Raw genomic sequence first — 26,555 nt, 5'->3', positions numbered from 1 at the left:
ATTTTGAAAGCCCTCTTCAACCCGTGCCGGCTCGGCAACTGTCGTATACTGTCGCCACTCGAAAAAGAAGGAAGGCCTATGAAGCCCACTGTCTACATCGACGCGGATGCGTGCCCGGTCACAGTCGAGGCGCTCGCGGTCGCGCGCGCGTGCGGGGTGCCCGCCGTCATCGCGGGCAACTCGACGCAGAACCTGGCGCGCCACATCCGACGCGGCGACCCGCGCACGCCGCGCGACGGGTTCTGGGTGGACACGCTGCCCGTGGGCGTGGGGGCCGACGCGGCCGACTTCGCCATCGTGCAGGAGCTCTCGCCGGGAGATATCGTGGTCACGCAGGACATCGGCCTAGCGGCCATGGCGCTCGGGCGCGCCGCGCGGGCCATCGGCGTGCGCGGGCGCGTGTACACGCTGGCGACCATCGACCTCGACATGCACATCCGCCATGAGGAGAAGAAGGTGCGCCGCCAGGGCGGCCGCACGCGCGGCCCCGCCCCCTTCGAGGACGACGACCGCGAGCGCTTCGCCGCGAACCTGCGCCGCCTCGTGGAGGAGTCGCAGCGCGACGAGCGCTGACGGCATGCGGCACAACACAAAAAGCGGCCGGTTTGGCGCTCGGCGTGCCGATTCGGGAGGTTTCCGGTGCCTTCAGACGTACAGCTCATGACATTTGCCCAGGTCGCATTTCGCGCACGTGCGACGGAATGGCGCGCGCCGTGCCAAACCGACGGGTTTTTGTGTCGAGCGGGACGCCTTCTCAGTCAATCTTGGTTTACCGTCGAGATACGACACAGGAAACCGCCAAGGCGGCGCCGCACCCTTCCTGGGCCGGGATGGTTCTCGAATTCGACATAAACCAGCCGCTCATCGCCGACCGAAGGCTTATACGAGGTCATCGCAGAGTCCGTCGTCCTCCGCGCTATCCCATTCGGCAGGCCGCGCACGCCCTCCGCATGCTCGCGGGCGAGCTTGCGCAGATACGGCGAGGGCTTCAGCCCGTCGACCTCCTGCAGACCCATCGCCACGCGCCAGTAGCCCTCTCGCACTGCGGGATCGCTCGGCTCGCGCTTCGCCTCGTAAGGGAAATCGTCAGGACGTTCGGCAGTCAAAAGGGCTCCTTCGCCATCGGGGTCTGCGGCCCCCATTGTAGCGCATCACGCGGACGGCCGGCGGGCGCGGATGCGCTGCGCGAGCTCGCAGGCCAGCCGCTGGACCACGCCGGCGGCGGCAAGGGCACCCATCACAAAAAGGAGCTGATAGACCACGAACGTCGGCAGCGAGGTGGTCAGGAAGCCGAGCGCGTCGCCCGCGATCAGCGCGCCCATCACGAGCGCGAACGCCAGCTCGACGAGCGTCCACCGCAGCGGGCGGCGCGACCACCGCTCGTTGCCGCCCAGCGCCCACGCCGCCGGCAGGATGAAGCCGTAGCTTCCATTGAACAGGTAGAACACATACGTCCATATCCAGATGAGGGGGTTTCGGACATACTCCGTCATGCCCGGCGAGTTGAGATAGTCGCCAACCGCCCACGCCGCCACCACTACTCCTAATATGAGCAGCGCTTGGAGTGCGGTCGACCCTCCCTTGCAGCATGGCGGCTTGAACGACGCCCACAGCATGAGCGCGGCCGCCATCGCCGCTGCCTCGACGAAGTGCGCGAGCATCCCCGGATGCGGCTGCGGGAACGCGAGCGACGCCGCCCATCCCACGAGCATGGTCACAAGCGCGCCGCCCAACGCGTAGCCCGCCCGCGCGAGCCTCCCGCTCCCCCGCCCTTCCTCGTTCCGACGCGGCATAGCGCCTCCTCTCCTCGACCCCGACATCACGCAGACGGCATGCTCTCCCAGTAATCGGACGAGGTGTCGTCGTTGCCCGCGATCACCTTCGCCCGCAAAACGCCCTCGGCCGGCATATCAGAGAACCCGATCACGACGCCGTCCATGCCCCATTGCAGCCCCTTCATGCCGTACAGGCGGCGCTCTACGAAAGCCTGGGAGACGCGCAGCTCCGTCCCGTTCTCGATGAAGCCGCCCCCGTCGTCCACGCGGAAGGAGAAGCCGTTCTCGTCAATCGCGGAGGTCACCGTGCCCGAGACGGCGTAGTCGCAGCCGCACGCCTCGAGCGCCTCGGCAAGCGTCTCCGCGCCCTCGACCTGCTGGTCGACCTCCGCTTTGGACTCGAACACCTTCTGCGCGACGATGACCCCGTCCGCGAACGGCTCGGTCGAGCGGATCTGCACGGAATCGCCCACTGCCAGCTCCTCGAACGGCACGTCGAAATGCTCGGCCGCTGCGCACTCCACCGTCACCTGCGTTGCAACCGGAATGCCCTCGGTGGACTCGGATACGGCGAGCACGAGAACGCGCGCCTCGGGGTCGATCGAGACGATGGACCCGGTGTTGTGGTACGAGTAGCCCGATTGCCCAGATGGAGGCGTCGGAGGCTCGTCCTGCGAAACCGGCGGTTCTTCCGGAAGCGTGCGCATGAAGAAGAGGCCCACCGGCACCGCGTGCGTCACGCGCGACTTGTCGAGCCATACGGGCGTCGTCACCTCGATCGTGCCGTCGGAAAGAACGGCCTCCTCCGGAGCGCTCAGCCGGAACACCGTGAAGAACAGCGCGACCATCAGCGCGAGCGCGCAGAGAACCGCGCAGCCTGTCACCTGGTAGTCCTTACTCGGGCACCTCGCCGCCCCCACGGCCACGATCGGAATCACGACGAAGCAGGTCAGAAGGATGCAGACCGAAGGAATCTCGTAGACGACGTTGCGCAGGTCGAGGCCCTGCGAAAGGGCGTAGTGGCGGCACGCAAGGAAGAACGCGAGCGCGAGCGCGCTCGCGCCCACGGACACGACCAGCGCGACGACGCGCGCCCGGCGGGCTAGCATCCGCATGCCGGGTCCCTCGTCGTTACGACTCGTCATCGTCCCCCTCGTCCCGCTCGGCCGCAAGCGCCTCGAACGCGGCCTTCATGGTGGGGTTCTTCCTGGTCAGGCGCTTGATGGTGAGGTCCTGGGCTTTGTTGTTGGCCAGGCGCAGGTTGTTCTCGGAGGACAGCAGCGCCTCCTTGGTCTTCTGCAGGTGCGTGATGGTCTTGTCGATCTCATCGATGGCCGTCTGGAACTTGCGGCTGGCCAGGTCGAAGTTGCGCGCGAAGCCCGCCTTGAACGTCTCCATCTGCTCCTCGAAGTTCGTGATATCGATGTTCTGGTCGCGCACGACGGCGAGCTCCGCCTTGTACGCCATCGAGTTCAGCGCGGCGTTGCGCAGGATGGAGATCATCGGGATGAAGAACTGCGGGCGGATGACGTACATCTTCTCGAAGCGGTACGACATGTCCACGATGCCCTGGTTGTACAGCTCGCTCTCCGGCTCCAAAAGCGTCACCAGCACCGCGTACTCGCAGCCCTTCTTCGCGCGGTCGGCGTCCAGCTTCTTGAAGAACTCCTCGTTCTTGTGGTGGTACAGCGGGTCGTCGGACTCGTTCTTCATCTCGAACATGATGGAGACGATCTCGTTGCCGTCCTCGTCGCATTCGCGGAAGATGAAGTCGCCCTTGCTGCCGCCGGACTGGTCGTTGTCCTTCTCGAAGTACGCGCGCGGGAACGCCGCGGCGCGCAGCTTGTTGAACTCCACCTCGCAGTGCTGCTCGAGCGACTCGCCCACGAGCTTCGTGGACAGGCGCGCCTTCATGTCCTTGTAGCGTTCGATCTCGCTCTCCCGGTAGGCGATGATTTCGTCTTTGGCCTTGAGCTCGACGGCCATCTGCTCCTTGAGGGCGGTCTCGCACTGGAACCGCTCGGCCTCCTTGAGTTTCACCTGGGCCGCCAGCTCGTCGCGCTCGCGCTCGAGCGCCGCGCGCGCCTGCTCCACGGCCAGGAGCTTCTGGGCCTCGAAGGTGTCCTTCTGCGCCTTCACCTGCTGCTGGAGCTCTGCGATGCGCGCGTCCTTGGCTGCCGCCGCGTCGGCGAGGGCCCGCTCGCGCTCGGCCTGGGCCAGGCGCTCCTGCGCCTCGCGCTCGCGCTTCTCGGCCGCGAGGCGCGCCTCGAGCTCGGCGATGCGGGCCTCCTTGCCCGACGCTTCGCCCTGCGCCGTGGCGAGCGCCTTCGCCACGGCCAGCTGCACGGCCTGCTCCTTCTCGGAGGCCAGCAGCTCCTCGTGGCGGCGCACCTCCTTGTCGAACTCCGCGTCGCGCACCTGCTTCAAGATTGCCGCGAAGCCGGCCTCGTCAACCTGGAACGCCTCCCCGCATCGGGGGCACTTGATCTCGTTCATGCTCGCTCCTTCTCGTGTTCCGAAGATTCTACCCTATCGGAGCAGCCTCGACAGTCCCGCGTTCGGAACACACAGCGATGTTTTTCGTGAGATCGAGACGAATACCCCGTCCCTTCGTCTCGGCCCCGCCGCCGCTCGCGCCGCCTGGGCGCGCGTTTTGTTTCAAAACGTTTAAATCATCGCGGGCGTCAAGTTCCGCCTCGTATAATGGGGGCACTGACATATTCCCCGAAGGAGGTCCCACGAAGATGAGCTACGTCGAACGCGTCATCGAGCAGGTGAAGGCCAAGAACCCGAACGAACCGGAGTTCATCCAGGCCGTCACCGAGGTGCTCACGTCCCTTGAGCCGGTGATCGAGTCCAATCCGGCCTACGAGAAGGCGGCGCTGCTCGAGCGCATCGTCGAACCGGAACGCGTCATCATGTTCCGCGTGCCGTGGACCGACGACGAGGGCCAAGTGCACGTGAACCGCGGGTACCGCGTGGAGTACAACAGCTGCCTCGGGCCCTACAAGGGCGGCCTGCGCCTGCACCCGTCGGTGAACCTCGGCATCATCAAGTTCCTCGGCTTCGAGCAGATCTTCAAGAACAGCCTGACCACGCTGCCCATGGGCGGCGGCAAGGGCGGCAGCGACTTCGACCCGAAGGGCAAGTCCGACCTGGAGGTCATGCGCTTCTGCCAGAGCTTCATGACCGAGCTGCAGCGCCACATTGGCGCCGACACCGACGTGCCGGCCGGCGACATCGGCACGGGCGCGCGCGAGATCGGCTTCATGTTCGGCCAGTACAAGCGCATCAAGAACGTGTGGGAGGGCGTGCTCACGGGCAAGGGCCTCTCCTACGGCGGCTCGCTCGCGCGCACCGAGGCCACCGGCTACGGCCTGGTGTACTTCGTGCAGGAGTACCTGAACTGCCACGACGACTCCTTCGAGGGCAAGACCGTGGCCGTGTCCGGCTCCGGCAACGTGGCCATCTACGCCACGCAGAAGGCCCAGCAGCTCGGCGCCAAGGTGGTCACGCTCTCCGACTCCACCGGCTGGATCCACGATCCGGCGGGCATCGACGTGGCCCTGGTCAAGCAGATCAAGGAAGTCGAGCGCGGCCGCATCTCCGAGTACGCCAAGCGCAAGGACGGCGTGGAGTACCACGACGGCCGCGGCGTGTGGAGCGTGCCCGTGGACATCGCGCTGCCCTGCGCCACGCAGAACGAGCTCCTCATCGAGGACGCGAAGCAGCTCGTGGAGGGCGGCGTGAAGATCGTGGCCGAGGGCGCCAACATGCCCACCACGATGGACGCCACTGACTACCTCATGGAGAACGGCGTGGTGTTCTGCCCCGGCAAGGCCGCCAACGCCGGCGGCGTGGCGACGTCCGGCCTGGAGATGTCGCAGAACTCCGAGCGTCTCTCCTGGACGTTCGAGGAAGTGGACGCGAAGCTCCAGGGCATCATGAAGAACATCTACCACGCGGCCGACGACGCGGCCCGCGAGTTCGGCCACGAGGGCAACTACGTCATAGGCGCGAACATCGCCGGCTTCAAGAAGCTCGCCGACGCCATGATGGCCCAGGGCGTGGTGTAGGGCGCACTGGAAAGCCCTCCGGCTTCCAAGAGAAAGCCCGCGCATGCCGCGGGCTTTCCTTTTTACGTTCCAAAACAGCTCTCCATGCAATGTCGTTGAGTTATGCACCCTCGCGCAACGGGTTTCAAGCTCGACAGGAACAAGCGCGAGCAAGAAGCCTTTCGTTTTCCCAGGTGGGCGTTTTCTACAGAACTTCGCAAGTCCGCAAACGCTCTCTGAGAAGGAGCATAACTCGACGACATTGCAGGTTTAGGGCCCTTTCCGCGACGCGAGGGCGCATAACTCGACGACATTGCAAAATCGCGCCACGATAATCCTCTCGCCATGAGGGCGCACTCGGGGCTTTAACTCGTTTGAGATGTGCGCATGCTCGGCACGCAGAAAAGCGCGGACCCCGGCTTCCCGGAGCCCGCGCTTCAATGCTAAGTTCTGCGCCCAGCGCTTAGAACATGCCCTGGATCATGATGAACAGCGGGGCGAAGGTCAGCGACACGATGGTCATCAGGTTGATGAGGATGTTCATGGACGGGCCCGAGGTGTCCTTGAACGGATCGCCCACGGTGTCGCCCACCACGGCCGCCTTGTGGGCCTCGGAGCCCTTGCCGCCGTGGTTGCCCTGCTCGATGTACTTCTTCGCGTTGTCCCACGCGCCGCCGGCGTTGGACATGAAGATGGCCATGAGCATGCCCGTGGCCACGGCGCCGGCCAGAAAGCCGCCGAGCATGGCCGGGTTGAAGCAGCCGATGGCAACCGGCACGATGATGGCCAGGATGCCGGGCAGCATCATCTCGCGCAGCGCCGAGGACGTGGAGATGCCCACGCACTTGTCGTACTCGGGCTCGGCCTCGTAGGTCATGATGCCCTTGATCTCGCGGAACTGGCGGCGCACCTCCTCCACCATGGCGTGGGCCGCGCGCGACACCGCGCCCATCGTCAAAGCCGCGAACATGAACGGCATCATGGCGCCGATGAAGATGCCGGCCACGATGAGCGGGTCGGTGAGCGTCAGCTCGAACTCAGGGATGGCATGGTGCATCGTGGCCTGGTACGACACGAACAGCGAGATAGCCGACAGGCCGGCGGAGGCGATGGCGAAGCCCTTCGCGATGGCGGCCGTCGTGTTGCCCACGGCGTCGAGGGCGTCGGTGCGGTCGCGCACCTCCTCGGGCAGGCCCGCCATCTCGGCGATGCCGCCCGCGTTGTCGGCCACGGGGCCGTAGGCGTCCACGCCGATGGTGATGGCCGTGTTGGACAGCATGCCCGTGGCGGCCAGACCCACGCCGAACAGGCCCACCGCGATGCCGCCCTCGGCGGAGGCCATCGGGAAGGCCAGGTTGCCGAACGTGAACGCGCCGATGATGGCGAGCGCCACCAGGATGATGGGGGCGATGGTGGAGAGCATCCCCGTGCCGATGCCCTCGATGATGACCGTGGCCGCGCCGGTGTCGGCGGCGTCCGCGATCTTATGCACCGGCTTGTACTTGTCGGAGCAGAAGTACTCGGTGATCTTGCCGATGGCGAGGCCCGCCAGCAGGCCGCACAGCACCGAGCCGAACAGCCACAGCGGCTGCGCGTCGACGGACTGGGAGCTCCACACGAGGAACAGGCAGAAGATCACGACGACCTCGATGCCGGCCGCCACATACGTGCCGCGGTTCAGGGCCTTGTGCAGCGCCGCGCCCTCCTTGGCGCGCACGGCGAACAGGCCGATGATGGACGTGATGATGCCGCATCCGGCGATGATCACCGGCGTGACGAGCGCCCACACCAGATCGCCCGTGGCGAAGTAGCCGCCGAGCGCCCCGAACGTGGCCGCCAGGATGGTGGGGGCCAGGATGGCGCCCGTGTAGCTCTCGAACAGGTCGGCGCCCATGCCCGCGACGTCGCCCACGTTGTCGCCCACGTTGTCGGCGATGGTGGCCGGGTTGCGAGGGTCGTCCTCCGGAATGCCCGCTTCGACCTTGCCCACGAGATCGGCGCCCACGTCGGCCGCCTTCGTGTAGATGCCGCCGCCCACACGGGCGAACAGCGCAACAGCGGAAGCGCCGGTGGCGAAGCCCTCCACCATGCCGATGTTCTCGTGCATCTGGGCCACTTCGACGATGTCGATGCCGAACACGAGCAGGCACAGCCACAGCGACAGGCCCAGCAGCGCGAACGACGCCACGCAGAGCCCCATGGTGAGGCCCGACTTGAAGCTGATATTGAGCGCCTTGGCCACCGACTCCTCGGCGGCATGCGCCGTGCGGGTGTTCGCGCGCGTGGCCACATGCATGCCCACGTAGCCCGCCGCGGCCGACATGACGCCGCCGGTGACGAACGCGAGCGCCGTGATGGGCGACAGGAACACCGCCATGATCACGCCCACGATCACCATGAAGATGACGAGCAGCTTGTACTCGCTCATGAGGAACGCCTTGGCGCCCTGCTGGATCTTGAGCGAGATGTTGTTCATCTTGTCCGGGCCCGGGTCCTGCTTGAGCACCCAGGAACCGAGGTAGCCCGCCATGCAGATGCCTATCAAGGCGCACACGGGAGCCATCCATGCGACTGCGGTAGTCACTGATTCCTCCTTGTTCCGACCGAATACGAAACGTGCGACCTTTGCGCCGGGCATTCTGGGCGGGAAAGTCGCAACTGCCTTATTCTATGGTATTTGCAGATAATGTGAAGCCGAATTCGCACATTTATTGCCTGTGCGAGCCGAACCGCCCGGCCAACGCCACAGGAGCGAGGCAAAGGGTCCCTTCGTCACGCCCTCTCCTACAGGTTGTCGCGCACCCATTGGATGTTGCCCTGCACGGTGGCGATGAGCTCGTCCACGTCGTCGAACTTGCGCATCTCCCGGAGCCAGTGGAAGAACTCCACCTTCACCGGCTTGCCGTAGAGGTCGCCTTCGAAGTCGAGCAGGTGCACCTCGCAGGTGGCGGTGGAGCGGTCGGCGAACGTGGCGGGCACGCCTACGTTGACAGCAGCCTTGTAGCGCGCGCCGTCCACCTCGGCCCATGCCGCGTACACGCCGTCGCCGAGCGGGCGCAGCTGGTCGGGCACGACGAGGTTGGCCGTGCGGAACCCGAAGTCGGCCCCCTCCCCCCGTCCGGGCCGCACGGTGCCGGTCATGAAGTACGGCCGTCCGAGCAGGCGGGCCGCCTCCTCGACGTCGCCGTCGGCCAGAAGCAGCCGGATGCGCGTGGCGGTGATGGGCGCGCCGTCCTCGCTCTTCAAGCCGTGGGCCTGCACCTTCGTGCCGCCCGCCGCGCCCCACACGTCGAGGTCCTCCACCGTGCCGCGCGCCCGCGCGCCGAACTTGAAGTCGAAGCCCACGTGCAGATACGCCGGCACCGTGCCGTCGAAGGTCTGCACGAGGAACTCCGCCGGCGTCGAGGCCGCGAACTCGCGGGTGAACGGCAGCACGCACACCGCGTCCACACCGGTGGACGCCAGCATGGCGAGGCGCTCCTCGTTGGTCATGAGCTTCTTCAGGCGCTCGGGATGGAACACCTCGTCGGGATCGATATCGAACGTGAGCGCCACGCTCGCCCCTCCCGAGCGCTCGGCCGTCTCCCGCGCGCAGCCGAGGAGGAACCGATGCCCCTGATGCACGCCGTCGAACACGCCGAACGCACACGACGTGCCTTCGAAGAACCCATGGTCGAACGATCCGTCGATCCTATAGATCTCTGCCACGAGACACCCCCGTTTGGAACACGCAGCGCGCCTGGAAGCGGGCGCGCGCCTCATCGTAGTCGTACAGCGCGACGAGCCGGTTGTCAGCGATGACAGCGACGAGCTCGCCGGCCCGCGCAGGCTCGCAGCTCTCGCGCACGCCCGCCGTGCAGGCGCACATCTCCGCGGCGGCCGAGGCGCGCCTGCGCTCGAACAGCGGCAGGTCGGCCGGCGCGAACGGGGCGCCGTTGGCCGCCTTCGCCGCCAGCTCGTCGCGGACGTAGGCGAACCGGACGCCGAGCAGGCGCACCGGGTCGAGCGCCGCGCGGTCCTTGAGCTCCTCAAGCGCCTCGAGGCTCACGCACTCCTCGAGCACGAGCAGCCCCAGCGCCGTCCGCTCGAGCGCGGCCACGTGGGCAGGACACCCGAGCGCCACGCCCGCGTCCCGCGCAAGCGCGCGGATGTAGGTGCCTTTCGACACGTGGAACTCCACGTCCCAGGAGGGCGCCTCGCCCGCCGGCCCCTCGTCCACGCCCAGCAGGCGCGCCTCGTGCACCACGATATCGCGCGGTTTGAGGTCGATGATGGCGCCCTGCCGCGCCGCCTCGTAGGACTTCCTCCCGTCCACCTTGATGGCCGAGTACGCCGGCGGCAGCTGCTTGCGCGCGCCGACGAGGCCCGCGACGAACCCGCGGGCGAAGTCCGGGTCGAGCACGCGGTCCGGCACCGCGCCCGTGCGCACGACGCGCCCCATGGCGTCGTCGGTGTCGGTGCCCGCGCCGAAGGCGATGCGCACCCGGTAGCGCTTGTCATGCCCGGTCAGATACGCGCCCAGGCGCGTAGCGGGCCCCACGCACACCGGCAGCACGCCGGTGGCCAGGGGGTCGAGCGTGCCGGTGTGCCCCACGCGCCGCTCTCCGAAGATGCGGCGGCAGCGGTTCACCACGTCGTGCGAGCTCATGCCCGCCGGCTTGTCCACGCCCACGACGAGCGACAGGCCCGATTCGCCCCGCTTCACGACTCGAGCGCCTCCTCGAGCGCGCGCTCCACGACGGCGACCGCCTCGGGAAGCGGGCACTCCAGCGTGAAGCCCGCGGCCGCCACGTGCCCCCCGCCGCCGAACGAGCGCGCGACGGCCGCCACGTCGGTGCCGTCCTTGGCGCGCAGGCTGCCGCGCACGGCGTCGCCCTGCTCGCGCAGCATGCACGCCACGCGCACGCCGGCCACCGAGCGCAGCGCGTCGATGATGGGCTCCGCGTCGGCCTTCGATGCGCCGACGGCCTCGAAGTCGTCGTGCGAGATCCAGCTGAGCGCGCACGCCCCGCCCGCGCCGAAGCGCATGCGCTCCACGGCGATGCTCTCGAGCCGCACCGAGGGCAGCGAGCGGTTCTGGAAGATGGCGCGCGACACCGCGGCCGGATCGGCCCCCGCCTCCACCATCTCCGACGCGGCCCGCATGGCGGCGGCGTCGGTGTTCTGGTACTGGAAGCGCCCCGTGTCGGTGACGAGGCCGGTGTAGCAGCACAGCGCCACGTCGCCCGACCGGTCGGCGCCGAGGAGCCCGGCGAGCTCCCACACGAGCATCGTGGTGGAGGCGGCGGCGGGATCGACGTAGGTGAGGTCGGCCATCGTGGAGTCCACCGCGTGGTGGTCCACGACGACCGACAGGCCGCACGCGTCGCGCAGCGCGGCCGCGTGCTCGCCGATGCGCTCGCGCGTGGGCACGTCGACGGCCACGAACGTGCGCGCCGCGCCGTCGAACGAGCCCGCGAACACGAGCTCGTCGAAGCCCGGCAAAAACGCGAGCCGCGCATCGGGCGCCTCGTCCTTGGCGAGCAGGCACGCGGCGCGCTTGCCGATGCTCCTGAGCGCGACGGCCAGCGCGAGCTGCGAGCCGATGCAGTCGCCGTCGGGGCTCACGTGCCCGCACACGACGAAGTCGTCATGTTCCCTCAGCGCCTCGGCGATTGAGGCGAGGCTGGTGTTCGTCTGGGGCGTGACCGCCATGGGCCCTCCCTACTCGTCGCTGTCCTGCGCCGCCGCGAGCGCCTCGCGGTCGGCGAACCCGTCTGCGTCGGCCGGCACGTCGCTGTCCGTCGGTGCCTCGATCTTGCTGCGATGCGCGTCGCGCTGCAGCGCCGAGGCGATGCGTTCGGCCTGGTCGACGCTCGTGTCCAGAAGGAAGCGCAGCTCGGGCGCCACGCGCCACGAGAGCTTGCGCGCCATGAGCGAGCGGATGCGCCCCGAGGCCTTCTGGAACGCCGCGGCCACGTCCTCGTAGCGCTCGGGCTCGGTGGTGTAGAACACGTTGCACACGCTACGGTCGTAGCTCACCTCGCAGCCCGTGATGGTCACGAGCTCCAGGCGCGGATCGGATATCTCGAACAACAGGATGCTCGCGATCACCTCGCGCGCCTGCTCGTTCACCTTGCGGTTGGAAGAACTCTGCTTCATGATGCCCGCCTCCACTTTCTCTTCTCGCTGGCGCCGCACGGGATCCTTCGACTCCGCGCCTGCGGCGCTCCGCTCAGGATGACAAAAGCCGCGACGGCGCCCGTCTTTTAGCTATCGAGCGCCATCGGCATGCAGCCGACGGCCCTCCCAGCAAGCATACCCGCGAGGCGTACGCCGATGCGATCGCAGCCCCGCACGGTAACCGCAAAGTTGCCGTAGCGGGGCTGCTCGGGGGCGTGCCGCGCGCAGTTCCGCAGCGAAGCGAGGACTGTCTGAGCACGGCATGTCCCCGAGCGGCCCCGCGGCCAGGTAGTTACCCGCTATTCCGTGCGCTCGACTTCCTTCACCTGATAGCCCTCGATGGTGTCGCCCACCTTGAGGTCCTGGAACTTCTCGATGCCGATGCCGCACTCGTAGCCCTGCTTCACCGTCTTCACGTCGTCCTTGAAGCGGCGCAAGCTGGCCATGACGCCCTCGAAGATCACGGTGCCGTCGCGCACGATGCGCACCTTGTCGTCGCGGTGGATCTCGCCTTCGGTGATGTAGCAGCCGGCGATGGTGCCCACCTTCGGCACCTTGAAGGTCTCGCGGACCTCGGCGATGCCGGTGTCCTCCTCCACGATGTCGGGCGAGAGCAGGCCCACGCGCGCGGCGTTGATCTCCTCGATGGCCTGGTAGATGACGCGGTACAGGCGGATGTCCACCTTCTCCTTCTCGGCCTGCGCCTTCGACTTGCCCGTGGGGCGCACGTTGAAGCCGATGATGATGGCGTCGGAGGCCGAGGCCAGCGTGACGTCGGTCTCGGTGATGCCGCCCACGGCCGAGTGCACGATGTTGATGCGCACCTCGGACTGGTCCATCTTCTCGAACGCGTCGCGCAGCGCCTCGATGGAGCCCTGCACGTCGGCCTTCACGATGAGGTTGAGGTCGGTCTGCTTGCCCTCCTCGATGCGGTTGAACAGGTCGTCCAGGCTGATATGGCTCTTGGCGTCCTGCTCGGCCAGGCGGGCCCGCAGCGCGCGCTCCTCGGCCAGCTTGCGGGCGTCGCGCTCGTCCTCGAACACGCGGAACTCGTCGCCGGCGGTGGGCACGCTGTTCAGGCCCAGGATCTCCACCGGGTCGGCGGGCAGCGCCGCGTCCACGTGCTTGCCGCGCGGGTCCACGAGCGCGCGCACGCGGCCGTAGGACGTGCCGGCCACCACGATGTCGCCGGGATGCAGCGTGCCGCGCTGCACGAGCACGGTGGCCACGGGGCCGCGACCCTTGTCGAGGTTCGCCTCGATGACGAAGCCTGAGGCCTCGGCGTCGGGGTTGGCCTTGAGCTCGAGCACGTCGGCCTGCAGGATGATGGTCTCCAGCACGTCGTCGATGTGCAGGCGCTTCTTGGCCGACACCTCCACGAACATGTTGGTGCCGCCCCACTCCTCGGGGATGACGCCGTACTCCACGAGCTCCTGGCGCACGCGATCGGGGTTCGCGCCGGGCTTGTCGATTTTGTTCACCGCCACCACGATGGGCACGTTGGCGGCCTTCGCGTGGTTGATCGCCTCGATGGTCTGCGGCATCACGCCGTCGTCGGCGGCCACCACCAGCACGATGACGTCGGTGATGAGGGCGCCGCGGGCGCGCATGGCCGTGAAGGCCTCGTGGCCGGGCGTGTCGATGAACGTGATCTGCTTGCCGTCGATCTCCACCACCGACGCGCCGATGTGCTGGGTGATGCCGCCGGCCTCGCTGGCCACCACGCCGGTGTCGCGGATGGCGTCGAGAAGCGACGTCTTGCCGTGGTCGACGTGGCCCATGACGGTGACCACGGGCGGGCGGGGCTTGAGGTCGTCGTCGCTGTCGTGGTAGACGACCGCGTACTCCTCCTCCGGCGACACGACGCGCACCTTGCGGCCCATGTCGTCGGCGATGAGCTCGATCATGTCGTCGGCCATCGACTGCGTGAGCGTGAGCACCTGCCCGAGCATGAACAGGCGCTTGATGATGTCGTTGGGCTGCACGCCCAGAAGCTCGGCGAACTTGGCCACGGTGGCGCCCTGCGGGATCTCCACCACGGAGTCGTCGAGCACGAGCGTGGGGTCGAGCCCCTTCTCGATGGCCTCGAGCTCCAGGCGCTCGCGCTGCTCGGCCTCGCGCTTCTGCTTGCGCTTCTTGCGCCGGCCCTCGCCCTCGGAGGAGGAGGTGGCGGCGGCCACGGCGGCGCGGGCCTCGGCGAGCACCTTGTCGCGCTGCAGCTTCTCGGCCTGCACGGCCATCTGGGCGTAGCGGTCCTCGGGCTGGGCCTGCTGCGCCTCGAGCTCGGGCACGAACTGCTCGAACGAGCCGCCCTTCTTGGGATGGCCCTTCTTGGCGGAGGCGGGGCGCTCCTGCTTGCCGCCGCGGCGCGCGCCGCCCGGCTGGCCGGAAGCGCCGCCCTGCTTCTGCTGCGATTCGATGCGCTGCTTCTCGGACTCGATCTGCGAGAGCAGCGAGTCGAAGCTCGACTTCTTCGCGCCCATCACCGGCGCGGGCTTCTTGGGGGCCGGGGCCGGGGCCGAAGCCGACTTGCCCTTGGCGTTGCGCTGGCGCAGCGCCTCCTCCACCGCCTGCTTCTTGGCCACCTCGGCGGCCATCTTGGCGGCGCGGGCGCGGGCGCGGGCCTCGGCGGCCTCGCGGGCAACGCGCTCCTTCTCGCTCTCGATCTGGCTCGCCAGGCTCTCGAACGGCGAGGGCGCGGCGGCCTTCCTGGGCTTGGATCCGCCCTCGGAGCCCTCCTGGGCCTCGGCGGCCTCGCGGCGGGCGCGCTCGGCCTCGCGGGCGGCGCGCTCCTGCTCCACGGCCTCGCGGCGGGCGCGCTCCTCCTCGGCCTTCTTGCGCTCGGCCTCGGCGCGCTCCTCGGCGAGCTTCTTGGCCTCCTCGTCCTCGAGCACTCCGGCGCGCTGCTTGATCTCGGGTTCGAGGTTCTTGCGGATCTTGTCCACGTAGGCGTCGGCAAGCATGCTCGCATGGCTCTTCGCAGGGATCTTCATCTCGTGCAGCTTATCGAGCAGCTCTTTGCTCGACATATCGAATTCCTTCGCCAACTCATGTACTCGCATGCTGGCCATACACCACTCCTCTACTTCTTATCTCGCTTCGCGCGCAGCCGTGGCAACCTCGGCGGCGATCCGTTCGTACCCATCGCTGTCGAGCGTCGTCTTGAGCGCCCGGTCGAGCTTCTTCCTCTTGCATGCGGCGGCGAAGCACTCCTCGGAGCAGACGTACGCCCCCCTGCCCGGCGCGCGGCCGGTCGCGTCGAAGGCGACGGCGCCCGACGGGTCGCGCACGATGCGCAGGAGCTCGACCTTGTCGGCCTGCCTCCCGCACACGATGCAGCTGCGCTGCCGTTTCGTCGTCGCCATCGTCAAAGCCGCCTCTCGAGCCCTTACGCCTCGTCGAGGTCGGCGTGGACGCCGCAGAACCGGCTGCCCGGGCGGGCATGGTTGCGGCAGCGGACGCCGTCCTCGCTCACGTAGGAGCACAGGCCCGCCTCGTCGTCTTCCATCTCGTCCTCGTCGATGAGCATGTTGTCCTCGCGGGAGAGCGACTCGCTCGTGAAGCTGGCGCTCTTGATGTCGATGTGCCAGCCCGTGAGGCGCGCAGCGAGGCGGGCGTTCTGGCCCTCCTTGCCGATGGCGAGCGACAGCTGGTCGTCGGGCACCACCACGGTGGCGTAGTGGTTGTCCTCGTCGATGAGCACGCGCGTCACCTTGGCCGGCGAGAGCGCGTTGGCCACGTAGGACGCGGGGTCCTCGTGCCACTGGATGACGTCGACGCGCTCGTTGCGCAGCTCCTCCACCACCATGCGCACGCGGCTGCCCTTGGGGCCGACGCAGGCGCCCACCGGATCGAGGTTCGCCTCGCGCGAGGCCACCGCGATCTTGGAGCGCGCGCCCGGCTCGCGGGCGATGGACTTGATCTCCACCATGCCGTCGTAGATCTCCGGCACCTCGATCTCGAAGAGGCGGCGGATGAGGTCCGGGTGCGTGCGCGACACGACGATGGCCGGACGGGCCTGCTCGCCGCGCATCTTCGGCGCGTCGGAGTTCGGGTCGCGCACCTCGATGATGAGCACCTTGAGGCGCTGGTTGTGGCGGTAGTGCTCGCCGGCCGGGCGCTCGTTGCGCTCGCCGGGGTTGCGCTTCACGTCGTAGTGCGGCAGCTCCGCCTCCACGCCGTCGCGGATCTTGATGATGGTGAAGTCGGGCGTGCCCTGCAGCACCGTGCCGGTGACCAGGTCGCCCACGCGGTCGGAGAACTCCTGGTAGATGGACTGGCGGCCGGCCTCGCGCACGATGGAGGCGATGACGCCCTTGGCGTTCTGGGCGGCGATGCGGCTCACGTCGGCCGGCGTCACGTCGCGCTCCTCGAACTCGGCGTACTCGCCGGTCTCCTCGTCGGGCTCGCCTACGGGCACGAGCTCGTACACGTAGATGCGGCCGGTCTGGCGGTCGATGGTCACGCGCGCGTCCCACTCGAGGTCCAAGATGCGCTCGTAGCTCTTGGCGAGCGACTGCTCCAAGCGCTCGATGAGGTAGAACTCGTCGATCTTGCGCTCGTGGGCCAGCGCCTGCAGGGCCTCGATCAGTTCTGAAGTTGCCACGTCTTCGCTTCCTTTCCTCCGGATGCTCTGCTACGAGCTGAAATCGATCGTGCCCTTGAGGTGGGCGCGCTTGATGGTATCGAACGGGATATCCACGGCCTCGCCGTCCACGTCGAGGCGGACCGCGTCGCCCTCGGCAGACGCGATGGCGCCCGTCCACGAGCTGCGGCCGTCGAAGGGCTGGGTCTTGAGCACGGCCGTCTCGCCGACGAAGCGCGCGAAGTGCTCCATCGTGCGCAGCGGCCGGTCGATGCCGGGAGAGGACACCTCGAGGGTGTACGCGCCGGGGAACGGGTCGAGCTCGTCCATGATGTCGTTGATCCACGCCTGGGACGACGCCAGCTGGTCGAAGCTCACGCCGTCGGGCGTGTCTATGTACACGCGGATGGTCGGCGCCTTCTTCGCGCCCACGACCTCCACCGTCACGATCTCGACGCCCTCCCGCTCCGCACGGGGGGCCAGCGCGTCGAGCAGCTGCTGTTCCTTCTTGCCGAGCACGTCTGTCCTCCTTCTCCGTCCGGTTCCGACCTGCGGCCCTCGCGGGCCCTTACAAACAAAGAAAGCGGGAACAAGCCCACTTTCTCGGTGTGTCGAAAGTATGGTGCGCGCGATGCGCGCGTGCTGCTGCATTGCCCTGCATTTATACCATATCGGCAACGGTTTGCCTAGCTCGCCCCCCTTCCCGCCCGCAACTTCCCCACAAATGGCGGCGGCAGGCGGCGTGGCAAAGGGACGGGGATATTGTCACGCCGCCGCGCCCGCTATCACTTCCCGGCGCGCACGAGCTCCTCGGCCATCTCGCGGAGCTTGAACTTCTGCACCTTCATGGACGGCGTCATGGGGAAGTCGTCCACGAAGAACACGCGCTTGGGCACCTTGTAGCGCGCGATGCGCGGGATGGAGAAGGCGCGCACGTCCTCCTCGGTCATGCCCTCGTATCCCGGGCGCACGCGGATGAACGCGCCCACGATCTCGCCGAGGCGCTCATCGGGGATGCCCACCACCTGCGCGTCGAGCACGCCGGGCATGGTGAGCAGGAAGTTCTCCACCTCGAGCGGGTAGATGTTCTCGCCGCCGCGGATGATCATGTCCTTGATGCGCCCGGTCACGCGGTAGTAGCCGTCCTCGTCCACGGTGCCGAGGTCGCCGGAGTGCAGGTAGCCGTCCTCGTCGATGGCGCGCGCCGTCTCCTCGGGCATCTTGTAGTAGCCCTTCATCACGTTGTAGCCCTTACAGCAGAGCTCCCCCGGCTCGCCGGGCCCGCAGATATGGCCGTCGTCGGGGTCGATCACGCGCACGTCCACCGGCGGGTGCTTGCGCCCCACCGTCTCGCACTTGTGCTCGAGGTCGTCGTCGGCGCTCGTCTGCGTGAACACGGGGCTCGTCTCGGTGAGGCCGTAGCAGATGGTTATCTCGCGCAGGTTCATCTTGTCCATGGCCTCGCGCATGGTCTCGGGCGGGCAGGGGCTTCCGGCCATGATGCCCGTGCGCAGGCTGGACAGGTCGAACGTGTCGAAGTCGGGGTGGTTGAGCTCGGCGATGAACATGGTAGGCACGCCGTAGACGGCCGTGGCGCGCTCCTTGTGGATGGCCTGCAGCACGAGCCCCGCGTCGAAGTCCTCAACGATGATCATGGTGGAGCGGTGCGTGAGGCTGGCCATGACGCCGAGCACGCAGCCGAAGCAGTGGAAGAACGGCACCGGCAGCGTCACGCGGTCATCCGCGCCCAGCTTCTGCCCCTCGCCGATGTAGAAGCCGTTGTTCAGGATGTTGCGGTGCGTGAGCATGACGCCCTTCGGGAAGCCCGTGGTGCCCGAGGTGTACTGCATCATGACCACGCTGTTGTTGTCGAAGTGGGACTCGGCCTCCGTGAGCGCGTCGGCCGGCACGTGCTGCCCCAGCAGGATGAGCTCGGGCACGCTGTAGCAGCCGCGGTGCTTCTCGGGGCCCATGTAGATGATGCTCTTCAGGCAGGGGTACGTCTCCGACTCCAGGTAGCCGCGCTGCTGGGTGAGCGTCTCGGGCACGAGCTCGCGGATGATCTGGAGGTAGTCGACGTCGCGGTAGGCGTCGATCACGCAGAGCGCCTTCATGTCGGACTGCTTGAGCACGTAGTCCAGCTCGTGGGACTTGTAGATGGGGTTCACCGTGACCATGACCACGCCGATCTTGGCGGTGGCGTACATGAACGTGAGCCAGTCGGGGATGTTGCGCGCCCACACGCCCAAGTGGTCGCCCGGGCGCATGCCGATGGCCAGGAGGCCGCGGGCCAGGTTGTCGGTGCGCTCGTCGAAGTCGCGGTAGGTCCAGCGCAGCATGCGGTCGGGGTACACGACAAACTCGTGGTCGGGATCGATCGCCACCTGGTCGCGGAAGTAGCGCCCGATAGTCTTCTCGGAGTGCAGCGGGTAGTCGGGGTCGCCGGGGATGGGAGCGGAAGCGGAGGTTTCGGCTGACGCCGCGCGGGATTCTTCGACTCGCTGCGCTCGCTCAGGATGACAAGAGGTCATGGAATCCCTCCTAAATAGGCGTATAGACCACGGCGAGGAACTTCGCCTTCTGGCCGTCGTGAGCGCGCACCTGGTGGGGCACGATGGAGTCGTAGTAGATGCTCTCACCGGGGTGCAGCACGTAGATCTCCTTGCCGTACTCGATCTCGATCGCGCCCTCCATGCCGTAGAGCCATTCCTCACCCTCGTGGCCCACCAGCTCGTGGTCGGTCTCGCCGGTGGGATCCACCGTGATGACGAACGGGTCCATGTGCCGCGACGGGCGGCCGGCGGCCAGGCTGAAGTAGGAAAGGTCGCCGCCCGAGGTGGTCTCGAGGCTCTTCACGCGCTCGACCTCGTGCATCTGGTCGGCGTCGATGTAGGCGGGGCCCAGGCTCTCGTCGTCGTCCATGAGCGTGCCCAGGCGCACCCCCAGCGCGCGCGTGATCTTGATGAGCGGCGCGAGCGAGGCCGGCACCTCCCCCGCCTCGAGGCCCTCGATCACGCCGACGTCGCACTGGCAGCGATCCGCCAGGTCCTGCGCCGAAAGGTGGTGCGCCTCGCGCAGCGTGGCTATCTTCTTCCCCAGCTTGTTCTCGTCGGACATGGTGCCGTCCCCTCCTCGCGGTCGTCGTTCACGTTGTCAGCCCATCATTATCCCCTGTTTGCGCCCGATTGCGCCGGAAAAGGAGCGAATGGCCGCGCAGGAAGGCGAAACCGGCAGGCGCGCGGGAGTGCTCTATGCAACAGATTTCCCGATTCTCGGCCAGAATTTTCGAAATATGTACTCCGCAGACCGCGATACGAGCCGACCGCCGGTATAAGCGCAGGTCGCGAAATCGTGCAAGCACGGAGCCAGCCCGAAACCTTTTGTTTTCCGTGCCTCGAATACATATTTCGGAAATTCTGGCCAAGAATCTGGAAATCCCATGCAAGAAGGAGGCTGGACGACAGGCAGCGCACGCAGAACCGCCCTTCCGTGCCCCCAACGCGGGCGAAGCTGCCGGGTGGGCAGCTTCGCAGGAGGCGCTTCGGATGTGCGGCCGGGGCTATTCCTTGAACAGGGCGTGCTTGAGCTCTTCCTCGTCCTTGAAGGAGAGGGAGGTCTGCAGGACGTCGCCGCCGAAGGGCTTGACGGCCTCGACGAACTTGTCGGTGGTCATCTCGTCCACCACCATGAACACGGCGGCGCTATCGTCGGCGGACAGCAGGCTGCGCACGCGCTCCTGGAAATCCTTGTCGACGCCGCGCTTGGCGACGAGGCCCGTGAGCGCGCCGATGCCCGCGCCGAGCGCCGCGCCGAAGATGGGAACGAAGAACAGCAGGCCGAACAGCGTGCCCCAGAACAGGCCCCAGACGGCGGAGGTGCCCACCGCCGAGCCGGGCGTGACGACGTCGAACTTGCCGTCGGCGCGCTTGGCCACGACGGCGATGGATTGCAGGCTGACGATGAGATTCTTGTCCAGCTCGAGGATCTTCTGGTACGCGGACTTCGCTTCCTGCTCGCTCGGATAACCGAGCACGACGAGGGTACTCATAGAGGGGAGCTCCTTTCCATAGGTTCGCTTCGAGCTCCCACTCTAAAGCCGCGAAGAGGCGAACGACCCGTATCGTTGCCGTTCGCCTCCGTACTGTGGCCCTCACGTAAAAATGGCATAAAAGGGGACAGTCCCCTTTTATGCCAAAACGATCCTAGCCGAAGCGGTACTCCACGCCCATGGTGGGCTGGGGGTTGTCCCACTTCTTCACGATCGTGTCGCCGCAGGCGATGCGGCAGGTGCCGCACTCGAGGCACCCCGCGTAGTCGAAGGACTTCTTGCCCTCGGCGTCGATCTTGTAGAGGGCCGCGGGGCACACGCGGACGAGCTTCATGAACTCCTCGGTGTCGGGGTCCTCCGCCAGCTCGATGTGCGCGCTCTCCTCGTCCACCTCGTACTTGTCGATGGCCAGGAACTCGTCGACGTTGACCGTGATCTCCTTGATCGTGCTCACAGCGCCTTCACCGCCTTCCGAACCTCGCCGGCCAGCTTGAAGAGGCCGCGCTTCTTGACTATGGGCATCATGCGCTTCATGAGCGGCTGCTGCGGCTTGCCGTCCACGCTGAACATGGCGTTGAAGATCTCGCGCACCATCACGGGGTAGTCGGTGAACATCGAGCTCCAGCCCTCCATGACGTGGGGCCACTTGGAGAAGGTCTTCAGGTCCTGGATGACGAAGGAGCCCTCCATGGCCGTCCTGTAGGAGGCCAGGCCCGCCTCGGAGACGTCGCCCGCGTCGATGGCGGCCACGGCGGCCTCGGCGGCCATGCGCCCGCTCGCCACGGCGAAGTCCATGCCGCGCACCTGGTAGCCCATGTTCATGCACAGGCCCGCCGTCTCGCCGGCCACGAGGCAGCCGTCGAAGACGTACTTCGGGACCATGTCGTAGCCGCCCTCGGGCACCATGTGGCCGGAGTGCTCCACGAGCTTGGCGCCGCGGATGATGGGGGCCACGGCCGGATGGTTCTTGAAGTCCTCGAGCATCTGGTAGACGGGCGTCTCGTTCGCGCCGTCGGCCGCGAGCGAGATGGTGGCCACGAGGCCGAGGCTGATGGAGTCCCTGTTGGTGTACAGGAACCCGCCGCCGACGCTTCCGTGCGTGCAGTCGCCGACGAACAGCATCGCCGCGCCCTCGCCCTCGGGCACGAGGAACCTGTCCTCGATCTGGCCCGCGGGAAGCTCGAAGACCTGCTTCACGCCCACGGCCATCTGGGAGGGCTTCGGGCGCGGGTTGCCGAGGCAGCGCTCGGACAGGATCGGGTTGCAGCCCTCCGCGAGGATCACCACCTGCGCGGTGATCTCGTCCTCGCCGGCGCGCACGCCGACCACGCGGCCCGCGTCGTCCTTGATGAGCTCCTCCACGGCGATGCCGCAGATGTACTCCGCGCCCGCGTCCTCGGCCTTGGAGGCAAGCCACTGGTCGAAGGGCGCCCGCAGCACGCTGTAGGAGTCCCTCCCCTCCTCGGCGAGCTCGGGGCTCGTGAAGTCGATGGCCATCTGGCTCTTCGGGTCCATGAACGCCATGCGCTCGTGGGTGATCTTGCGCTCGAGGGGCGCCTCGGACTCGAAGTCCGGGAAGACCTCCTTGAGCGAGTGGGAGTAGATGCGCCCGCCGGTCATGTTCTTCGCGCCGGCGAAGTTCCCGCGCTCGACCACGAGCACGCTCTTGCCGGCCGAGGCCGCGGTGTAGGCCGCCACGGCCCCCGCGCACCCCGAGCCCACGACGATGACGTCGAAATCAGCCATGTCCGCCTCCCTAGAGCGCCGCGACGAGCGCGGGCAGGACGGACTTCACGTCGCCCACCAGGCCGTAGTCGCACTGCTTGAACACCGGCGCGTTCTTGTCCTTGTTGACGGCGAACAGCGCGCCCGCGCGGTTGCAGCCCACCATGTGCTGCATCTGGCCGGAGATGCCGCAGGCCACGTACGCCTTCGGCGAGAGCATGAGGCCGGAGACGCCGATGTAGGTCTCGCGCGGCAGCCAGTCCACGCCCTCGGTGAGGGGGCGGGAGCACCCGAGGCCCGCGCCGAGCTTGTCGCACAGCGCCCGCGCCAGGTCGAGCTCGCCCTCCTCGGCGAAGCCGCGGCCCACGGCCACGACGACGTCGGCTTTGCCCAGGTCGACCCCGCTCAGCTCGCGGGGCTTGGACGACACGAGCTCCAGGGGCTTCGCCGGGGCGACCCAGGCGGCCTCCTCCACGGCTCCCGCGCCGCTCGGCTGCGCGTCCCCGAAGGCGTCGGCCGACACCGTGTACACGGCCACGTCGCCTACGGGCTTCTGCACGCGCTCGGCCACGCCGCCGAAGTAGAGGCTCTTCGCGCCGTCGGCCCCGAACTCCATGACGTCGGTGATCACCGAGGTCCCGGCATGGGCCGCCAGCCTGCCCACGATCGCCTTCATGCGGCGCGTGGGCTCGGCGAGCACGATGCCCGGCCGCTCGGCGTCGAACACGGAGATCACCGTGTCGGCCGCGTCGTCGTACACCGCGCCGTCAGGCAGCGCGATCCTCACCACCTTGTCGGCGGCCCCCTCGCCAGGCTCCAGCCCGGCGATCGCCGCGATCACGACCTCGTCAGCGAGAGCGCGGGCGCCGGCGGCGAGGGCGCGGGCGGCTTCGGAACGTTCGGCGATAACGAGTGCTTTCATATGCATGCACCTGACCTTTCCCTACAGGGCCGCTTTGAGGGCGGCGGCGAACTTCTCGACGGCGCCGTCGTCGGCGGCGTCCATGATCTCCAGCTTGCGGTCGACCTGCTGCGGAGCGAGGCACGAAACCGTTTCGAGCGAGGCCGCGGGCGCGGCCTCGGCGGCGGCTACGTCCATGGGCTTCTTGCCGGCGGCGAGGATGTCTTTCATGCCGGGGATGCGCGGCAGCGCGATGTCGGGAGAGACGGACACGACGGCGGGCAGGGGCACGCGCACGGTCTCCACCACGTCCTCGAGCGCGCGCTCGACCAGGATGGACGAGCCTTCGGGGACGATCCTCACGACCCCGTTCACCGAGGGCAGGCCGAGGCGCGCGGCCAGCTGCACGTCAACCTGCTGCGCGTAGTCGTCGGCCGAGCCGTCGCCGCAGAGCACGAGATCGTACTCCCCCGCCCGGCCCAGCACGCCGGCCAGGGCTTCGGCCGTAGCGCGCGCGTCCATGCTCGCGCAGGCGTCGTCGGCGGCCATGAAGAGCTCGTCCACGCCGCGCGCGAGCACGTTCTTCTTCAGCTTGGAGTCGTCGATGGAGGTAGGGCCGGCCGTGACGGCGACCACGCGGCCCCCGTCGGCCAGCTGGGCCGCGTCCTCGAGGGCGTTCAGATCGTAGGTGGAAACGACCGGCTTCGCCTTGGAGTAGTCCAGCGTGCGGTCGCCCGCCACCTGGATGTCCTGATCGTCGGGGACCACCTTGCAGCAAACAACGATGTTCATGGATGAGACCTTTCTTTTCGAGAAAATCGGCAGGGCCGCTCGAGGCCCTGCCGCCGGGACGATCAGCGCTTCTTCTCCACGAAAGCGATCACGCGATCGCGAAAATCCTGCGTTTCGACGCAGGCTCCCTGCGCTTTCACTTCGCAGGGCACATACTCGTCGAAATCCGCGAACTGGCATTGATAGAGCAGCTCTTTGGTCTTGCGATACGCCATAGCGGGGCCGGAGGCGAATCTCCGAGCCTCTTTCATGGAAGCGTCGGCAAGCTCGTCGGCAGGAACGACCTTCGCCACGAAACCAAGCTGCTTCGCCTCCTCGGCCTTCACGATACGCCCGGTCAGCGCCAATTCAGCAGCCTTGTTGGCGCCCAATGCGCGGCTCATGACATACAGGCCGCCCGTGTCGGGAACGAGCCCGACGTTGACGAACGCGGAGAGGAAGAACGCGTCTTCGGCCGCCACGACGTAGTCGCAGCCGAGCGCCAGGATGAAACCGGCTCCCGCAGCGGCGCCGTTGACCGCGCCGACGATGGGCTTCGACAGGCGCTTCATCCCCTTCATGGCCAGCGCGACGTCCCTGAAGCTCGACTCGAAATCAAGATCGCCCTTCTTGATCTTCTGGTACATATAGCCGATGTCGCCGCCGCCGGAGAACGCGCGGCCCGTGCTGTTCAGCAGCACTGCGCGCACATCGGGGTCATTCTCGCAGACGTTGAGCGCATCGACGAGTTCCTCGATGAGCAGCTCGTCGACGGCGTTCATGTTCTTGGGGCTGTCCAGCGATACGATGCCCACTCCGTCGTTCTTCGAGAATGCGATCTTCTGGTATTCCATGTTGTGCTCCTATCCTAGTGTATGGATCTGATGCGCGCCGCGCAGACTGCTCTAGCAAGCAACGCGGTCGCATCCGTACTTCGCGCGTATCAGCTGCTCATCGCGCTTGCCCGCTTCGTTCTTCGGTATCTCGCCCACGATCTCGTAATGCCTCGGACGCTTGATCGTCGACAGGTTGGCTGCGAGGAAGGCGCACAGCTCGTCGCGTTCGAACTCGGCTCCCGGCTCGAGCACGAGCAGGGCCTTCCCCACCTCTCCCCAGCGCTCATCCGGCACGCCGATCACGCATGCCTCCCGCACCGGGGGAAACGCTTCGAGGCACTGCTCGATCTCGGACGGAAACACGTTCTCCCCGCCCGAGATGAACATGTTCTTGAGCCGGCCGCAAACGTAGAAGTCGCCGTCGTCATCCCGGTAGCCCATATCCCCCGTGTGGATCCATCCTTCGCGCACGATGGCCCGGGTCTCCTCCTCGTTTCGCCAGTAGCCGCTGAACGACAGGCCGCCGCGCATGAGCACCTCGCCGCGAACGCCCGCGGGGACATCGCGCCCGTCGGCGTCGACGATGCGGGCCTGGGTGAACGCCATGGGTTTGCCGACGGTTTGCGACTTGGCCTTGTTCTGGGCCAAGGTCATGCCCACGTCCGGGAAGAAGTTGTTCGGACCCGTTTCCGTCATGCCGTACCCGATGAAGAAGCGCACCCCTTTGTCCCAGAAAGGCTGCATCGACGTCTCCGAGATGGCGCTCGCGCCACCAGCCACCCATTTGAAGCACGAGAGGTCGGCTTCGGAGAAGCGCGGATGGTTCACGATGGCCTTATACATCATGTCGGCCGCTAAAAACATCGTCGGCCGCTCACGCTCAACCACGTCGAAGAACGTGTCGGGCGAGAACTCGCGGCTGAGGATCACGCTTCCGCCGGCAAGCAGCAGGGGAAGCGTGAACACGTTCCACCCTCCCGTGTGATAGAAGGGCATGCACACGTAGGCGCGGTCGCTCTCGGTGAGCCGCATGGTCACCAGCTCGCTTACGGAGTTCAGAAACAGCGACTGGAACGACAGCACGGCCGCCTTGGGACGGCCCGTGGTGCCCCCGGTGTGAATGAGCATCGCAGGATCTTCCGGGCGCACATCAGCTTGGCTCGCACCGGGAATGTCGGAGGCGGCCATGATATCGGCCATCGACCACGAGGCCTCCGCGGCATAGCCGTCGATGCAGATCGGCACGAACGGCGTCGACGCGCGCATCCGAAGCCGCGCCGCCTTCTCCTCGTTCGCCTTGGTGAAGAACATGACCTTGGGAGACTCGTTGTCGATCATGTCGACAAGCTCGGCTTCTTTGAGGCGGTAATTGTAGGTGGTGACGACGATGCCCGTGGTAAAGGACGCCGAGCACATGTCGATCATGGCGATATCGACAGGGCACAAAAACCCCACTCGATCGCCCTTGGCGAGGCCGATCCGATGAACCAGAAACCCCGCCAGGCGCTCCGCTCTTTCTCGTAGATCCCCCCAGGTGTAGCGAATGCCGGTGTCCCAATCGAGCACCGCTTCGCCCCGGGGGTTCCGGCGAGCGCGAAACATCGTAAGATCCTCGATAAACGACTGCATGACAACGAATCCCTTCGATATCGGCGAGGGCCGCCCGTCGTCCCAAGGCGACCCTCGGCCAAACGATA

The 26,555-nt window shown here is 67.2% G+C and carries 24 protein-coding genes; 2 read left to right on the top strand and 22 right to left on the bottom strand.

Going from position 1 to position 26,555, the window contains the following annotated elements; translation table 11 throughout:
- Positions 1 to 78 precede the first annotated feature (78 nt).
- Positions 79 to 573 carry a YaiI/YqxD family protein gene (locus FX134_RS01290; protein ID WP_080797174.1) on the top strand — a complete coding sequence of 165 codons (495 nt, stop codon included), beginning with the start codon at positions 79 to 81 and terminating at the stop codon, positions 571 to 573.
- 185 nt (positions 574 to 758) lie between these two features.
- Here the strand turns inward: FX134_RS01290 and FX134_RS14710 are convergent, their stop codons facing one another.
- Genes FX134_RS14710 through FX134_RS01270 form a run of 4 tightly spaced genes read right to left on the bottom strand, consistent with a single transcriptional unit; the run spans position 759 to position 4,271 of the window.
- Complete coding sequence (locus tag FX134_RS14710; protein WP_232050805.1) at positions 759 to 1,106, bottom strand: hypothetical protein; 348 nt, start codon at positions 1,104 to 1,106, stop codon at positions 759 to 761.
- 45 nt (positions 1,107 to 1,151) lie between these two features.
- Positions 1,152 to 1,793, bottom strand: a complete 642-nt coding sequence (locus tag FX134_RS01280) for a hypothetical protein (protein WP_080797173.1) — start codon at positions 1,791 to 1,793, stop codon at positions 1,152 to 1,154.
- Positions 1,794 to 1,819: 26 nt separating this feature from the next.
- Positions 1,820 to 2,890: a hypothetical protein gene (locus FX134_RS01275; RefSeq protein WP_080797172.1), complete on the bottom strand. Its 1,071-nt coding sequence runs from the start codon at positions 2,888 to 2,890 to the stop codon at positions 1,820 to 1,822.
- Between the two features lie 16 nt (positions 2,891 to 2,906).
- Positions 2,907 to 4,271 carry a DUF2130 domain-containing protein gene (locus FX134_RS01270; RefSeq protein WP_080797171.1) on the bottom strand — a complete coding sequence of 455 codons (1,365 nt, stop codon included), beginning with the start codon at positions 4,269 to 4,271 and terminating at the stop codon, positions 2,907 to 2,909.
- Between the two features lie 248 nt (positions 4,272 to 4,519).
- Between FX134_RS01270 and gdhA the strand changes: the two genes are divergently transcribed.
- Positions 4,520 to 5,851: an NADP-specific glutamate dehydrogenase gene (gdhA, locus tag FX134_RS01265; protein ID WP_080797170.1), complete on the top strand. Its 1,332-nt coding sequence runs from the start codon at positions 4,520 to 4,522 to the stop codon at positions 5,849 to 5,851.
- A gap of 442 nt (positions 5,852 to 6,293) precedes the next feature.
- Here gdhA and FX134_RS01260 read toward each other — a convergent pair whose 3' ends face one another.
- The 18 genes from FX134_RS01260 to FX134_RS01175 form a co-directional block, all read right to left on the bottom strand.
- Positions 6,294 to 8,393, bottom strand: coding sequence for a sodium-translocating pyrophosphatase (locus FX134_RS01260; protein ID WP_172623511.1), 2,100 nt, complete (start codon positions 8,391 to 8,393; stop codon positions 6,294 to 6,296).
- A gap of 221 nt (positions 8,394 to 8,614) precedes the next feature.
- The gene (gene ribF, locus FX134_RS01255) at positions 8,615 to 9,538 is read right to left on the bottom strand and encodes a riboflavin biosynthesis protein RibF (RefSeq protein ID WP_080797168.1); all 924 of its coding nucleotides are present in this window, start codon (positions 9,536 to 9,538) and stop codon (positions 8,615 to 8,617) included.
- Positions 9,522 to 10,535: a tRNA pseudouridine(55) synthase TruB gene (gene truB / locus FX134_RS01250; RefSeq protein WP_080797167.1), complete on the bottom strand. Its 1,014-nt coding sequence runs from the start codon at positions 10,533 to 10,535 to the stop codon at positions 9,522 to 9,524. Before truB ends, ribF begins: the two co-directional genes overlap by 17 nt.
- Positions 10,532 to 11,524: a DHH family phosphoesterase gene (locus FX134_RS01245; protein WP_080797166.1), complete on the bottom strand. Its 993-nt coding sequence runs from the start codon at positions 11,522 to 11,524 to the stop codon at positions 10,532 to 10,534. The genes truB and FX134_RS01245 overlap by 4 nt, the downstream gene beginning before the upstream one ends.
- Positions 11,525 to 11,533: 9 nt before the next feature.
- The gene (rbfA, locus tag FX134_RS01240) at positions 11,534 to 11,971 is read right to left on the bottom strand and encodes a 30S ribosome-binding factor RbfA (RefSeq protein WP_080803625.1); all 438 of its coding nucleotides are present in this window, start codon (positions 11,969 to 11,971) and stop codon (positions 11,534 to 11,536) included.
- Between the two features lie 320 nt (positions 11,972 to 12,291).
- Complete coding sequence (infB, locus tag FX134_RS01235; protein ID WP_080797165.1) at positions 12,292 to 15,063, bottom strand: translation initiation factor IF-2; 2,772 nt, start codon at positions 15,061 to 15,063, stop codon at positions 12,292 to 12,294.
- A gap of 18 nt (positions 15,064 to 15,081) precedes the next feature.
- On the bottom strand, positions 15,082 to 15,357 hold the full coding sequence (gene rnpM, locus FX134_RS01230) for an RNase P modulator RnpM (RefSeq protein WP_087881519.1): 276 nt from the start codon (positions 15,355 to 15,357) through the stop codon (positions 15,082 to 15,084).
- A 23-nt stretch (positions 15,358 to 15,380) separates the two neighbouring features.
- Entirely contained in the window at positions 15,381 to 16,598 is a 1,218-nt protein-coding gene (nusA, locus tag FX134_RS01225) for a transcription termination factor NusA (RefSeq protein WP_080797163.1), read from the bottom strand.
- A gap of 30 nt (positions 16,599 to 16,628) precedes the next feature.
- Positions 16,629 to 17,096 (bottom strand): ribosome maturation factor RimP, encoded by a 468-nt coding sequence (locus FX134_RS01220; RefSeq protein ID WP_080797162.1) that lies wholly within the window; start codon positions 17,094 to 17,096, stop codon positions 16,629 to 16,631.
- Positions 17,097 to 17,362: 266 nt separating this feature from the next.
- On the bottom strand, positions 17,363 to 19,108 hold the full coding sequence (locus FX134_RS01215) for an AMP-binding protein (RefSeq protein ID WP_232050803.1): 1,746 nt from the start codon (positions 19,106 to 19,108) through the stop codon (positions 17,363 to 17,365).
- A gap of 10 nt (positions 19,109 to 19,118) precedes the next feature.
- A complete protein-coding gene (locus FX134_RS01210; protein WP_080797161.1) occupies positions 19,119 to 19,694 on the bottom strand; it encodes a helix-turn-helix domain-containing protein in 576 nt (191 codons plus the stop codon).
- 442 nt (positions 19,695 to 20,136) lie between these two features.
- On the bottom strand, positions 20,137 to 20,625 hold the full coding sequence (locus FX134_RS01205; RefSeq protein WP_080797160.1) for a DUF1269 domain-containing protein: 489 nt from the start codon (positions 20,623 to 20,625) through the stop codon (positions 20,137 to 20,139).
- A gap of 154 nt (positions 20,626 to 20,779) precedes the next feature.
- Positions 20,780 to 21,079, bottom strand: a complete 300-nt coding sequence (locus FX134_RS01200; protein WP_080797159.1) for a ferredoxin family protein — start codon at positions 21,077 to 21,079, stop codon at positions 20,780 to 20,782.
- Positions 21,076 to 22,371 (bottom strand): FAD-dependent oxidoreductase, encoded by a 1,296-nt coding sequence (locus FX134_RS01195; RefSeq protein ID WP_080797158.1) that lies wholly within the window; start codon positions 22,369 to 22,371, stop codon positions 21,076 to 21,078. The genes FX134_RS01200 and FX134_RS01195 overlap by 4 nt, the downstream gene beginning before the upstream one ends.
- Before the next feature lie 10 nt (positions 22,372 to 22,381).
- Positions 22,382 to 23,272 (bottom strand): electron transfer flavoprotein subunit alpha/FixB family protein, encoded by an 891-nt coding sequence (locus tag FX134_RS01190; protein ID WP_080803619.1) that lies wholly within the window; start codon positions 23,270 to 23,272, stop codon positions 22,382 to 22,384.
- 21 nt (positions 23,273 to 23,293) lie between these two features.
- Positions 23,294 to 24,043: an adenine nucleotide alpha hydrolase family protein gene (locus FX134_RS01185; protein ID WP_080797157.1), complete on the bottom strand. Its 750-nt coding sequence runs from the start codon at positions 24,041 to 24,043 to the stop codon at positions 23,294 to 23,296.
- Positions 24,044 to 24,105: 62 nt separating this feature from the next.
- Entirely contained in the window at positions 24,106 to 24,876 is a 771-nt protein-coding gene (locus FX134_RS01180) for an enoyl-CoA hydratase/isomerase family protein (protein WP_080797156.1), read from the bottom strand.
- A 51-nt stretch (positions 24,877 to 24,927) separates the two neighbouring features.
- Positions 24,928 to 26,460: a class I adenylate-forming enzyme family protein gene (locus tag FX134_RS01175; RefSeq protein WP_232050980.1), complete on the bottom strand. Its 1,533-nt coding sequence runs from the start codon at positions 26,458 to 26,460 to the stop codon at positions 24,928 to 24,930.
- Positions 26,461 to 26,555: the final 95 nt, after the last annotated feature.

This window comes from Arabiibacter massiliensis (genome assembly GCF_902386925.1).
Lineage (GTDB): Bacteria > Actinomycetota > Coriobacteriia > Coriobacteriales > Eggerthellaceae > Arabiibacter > Arabiibacter massiliensis.
This window is presented reverse-complemented; position numbering and strand designations above follow the sequence as displayed.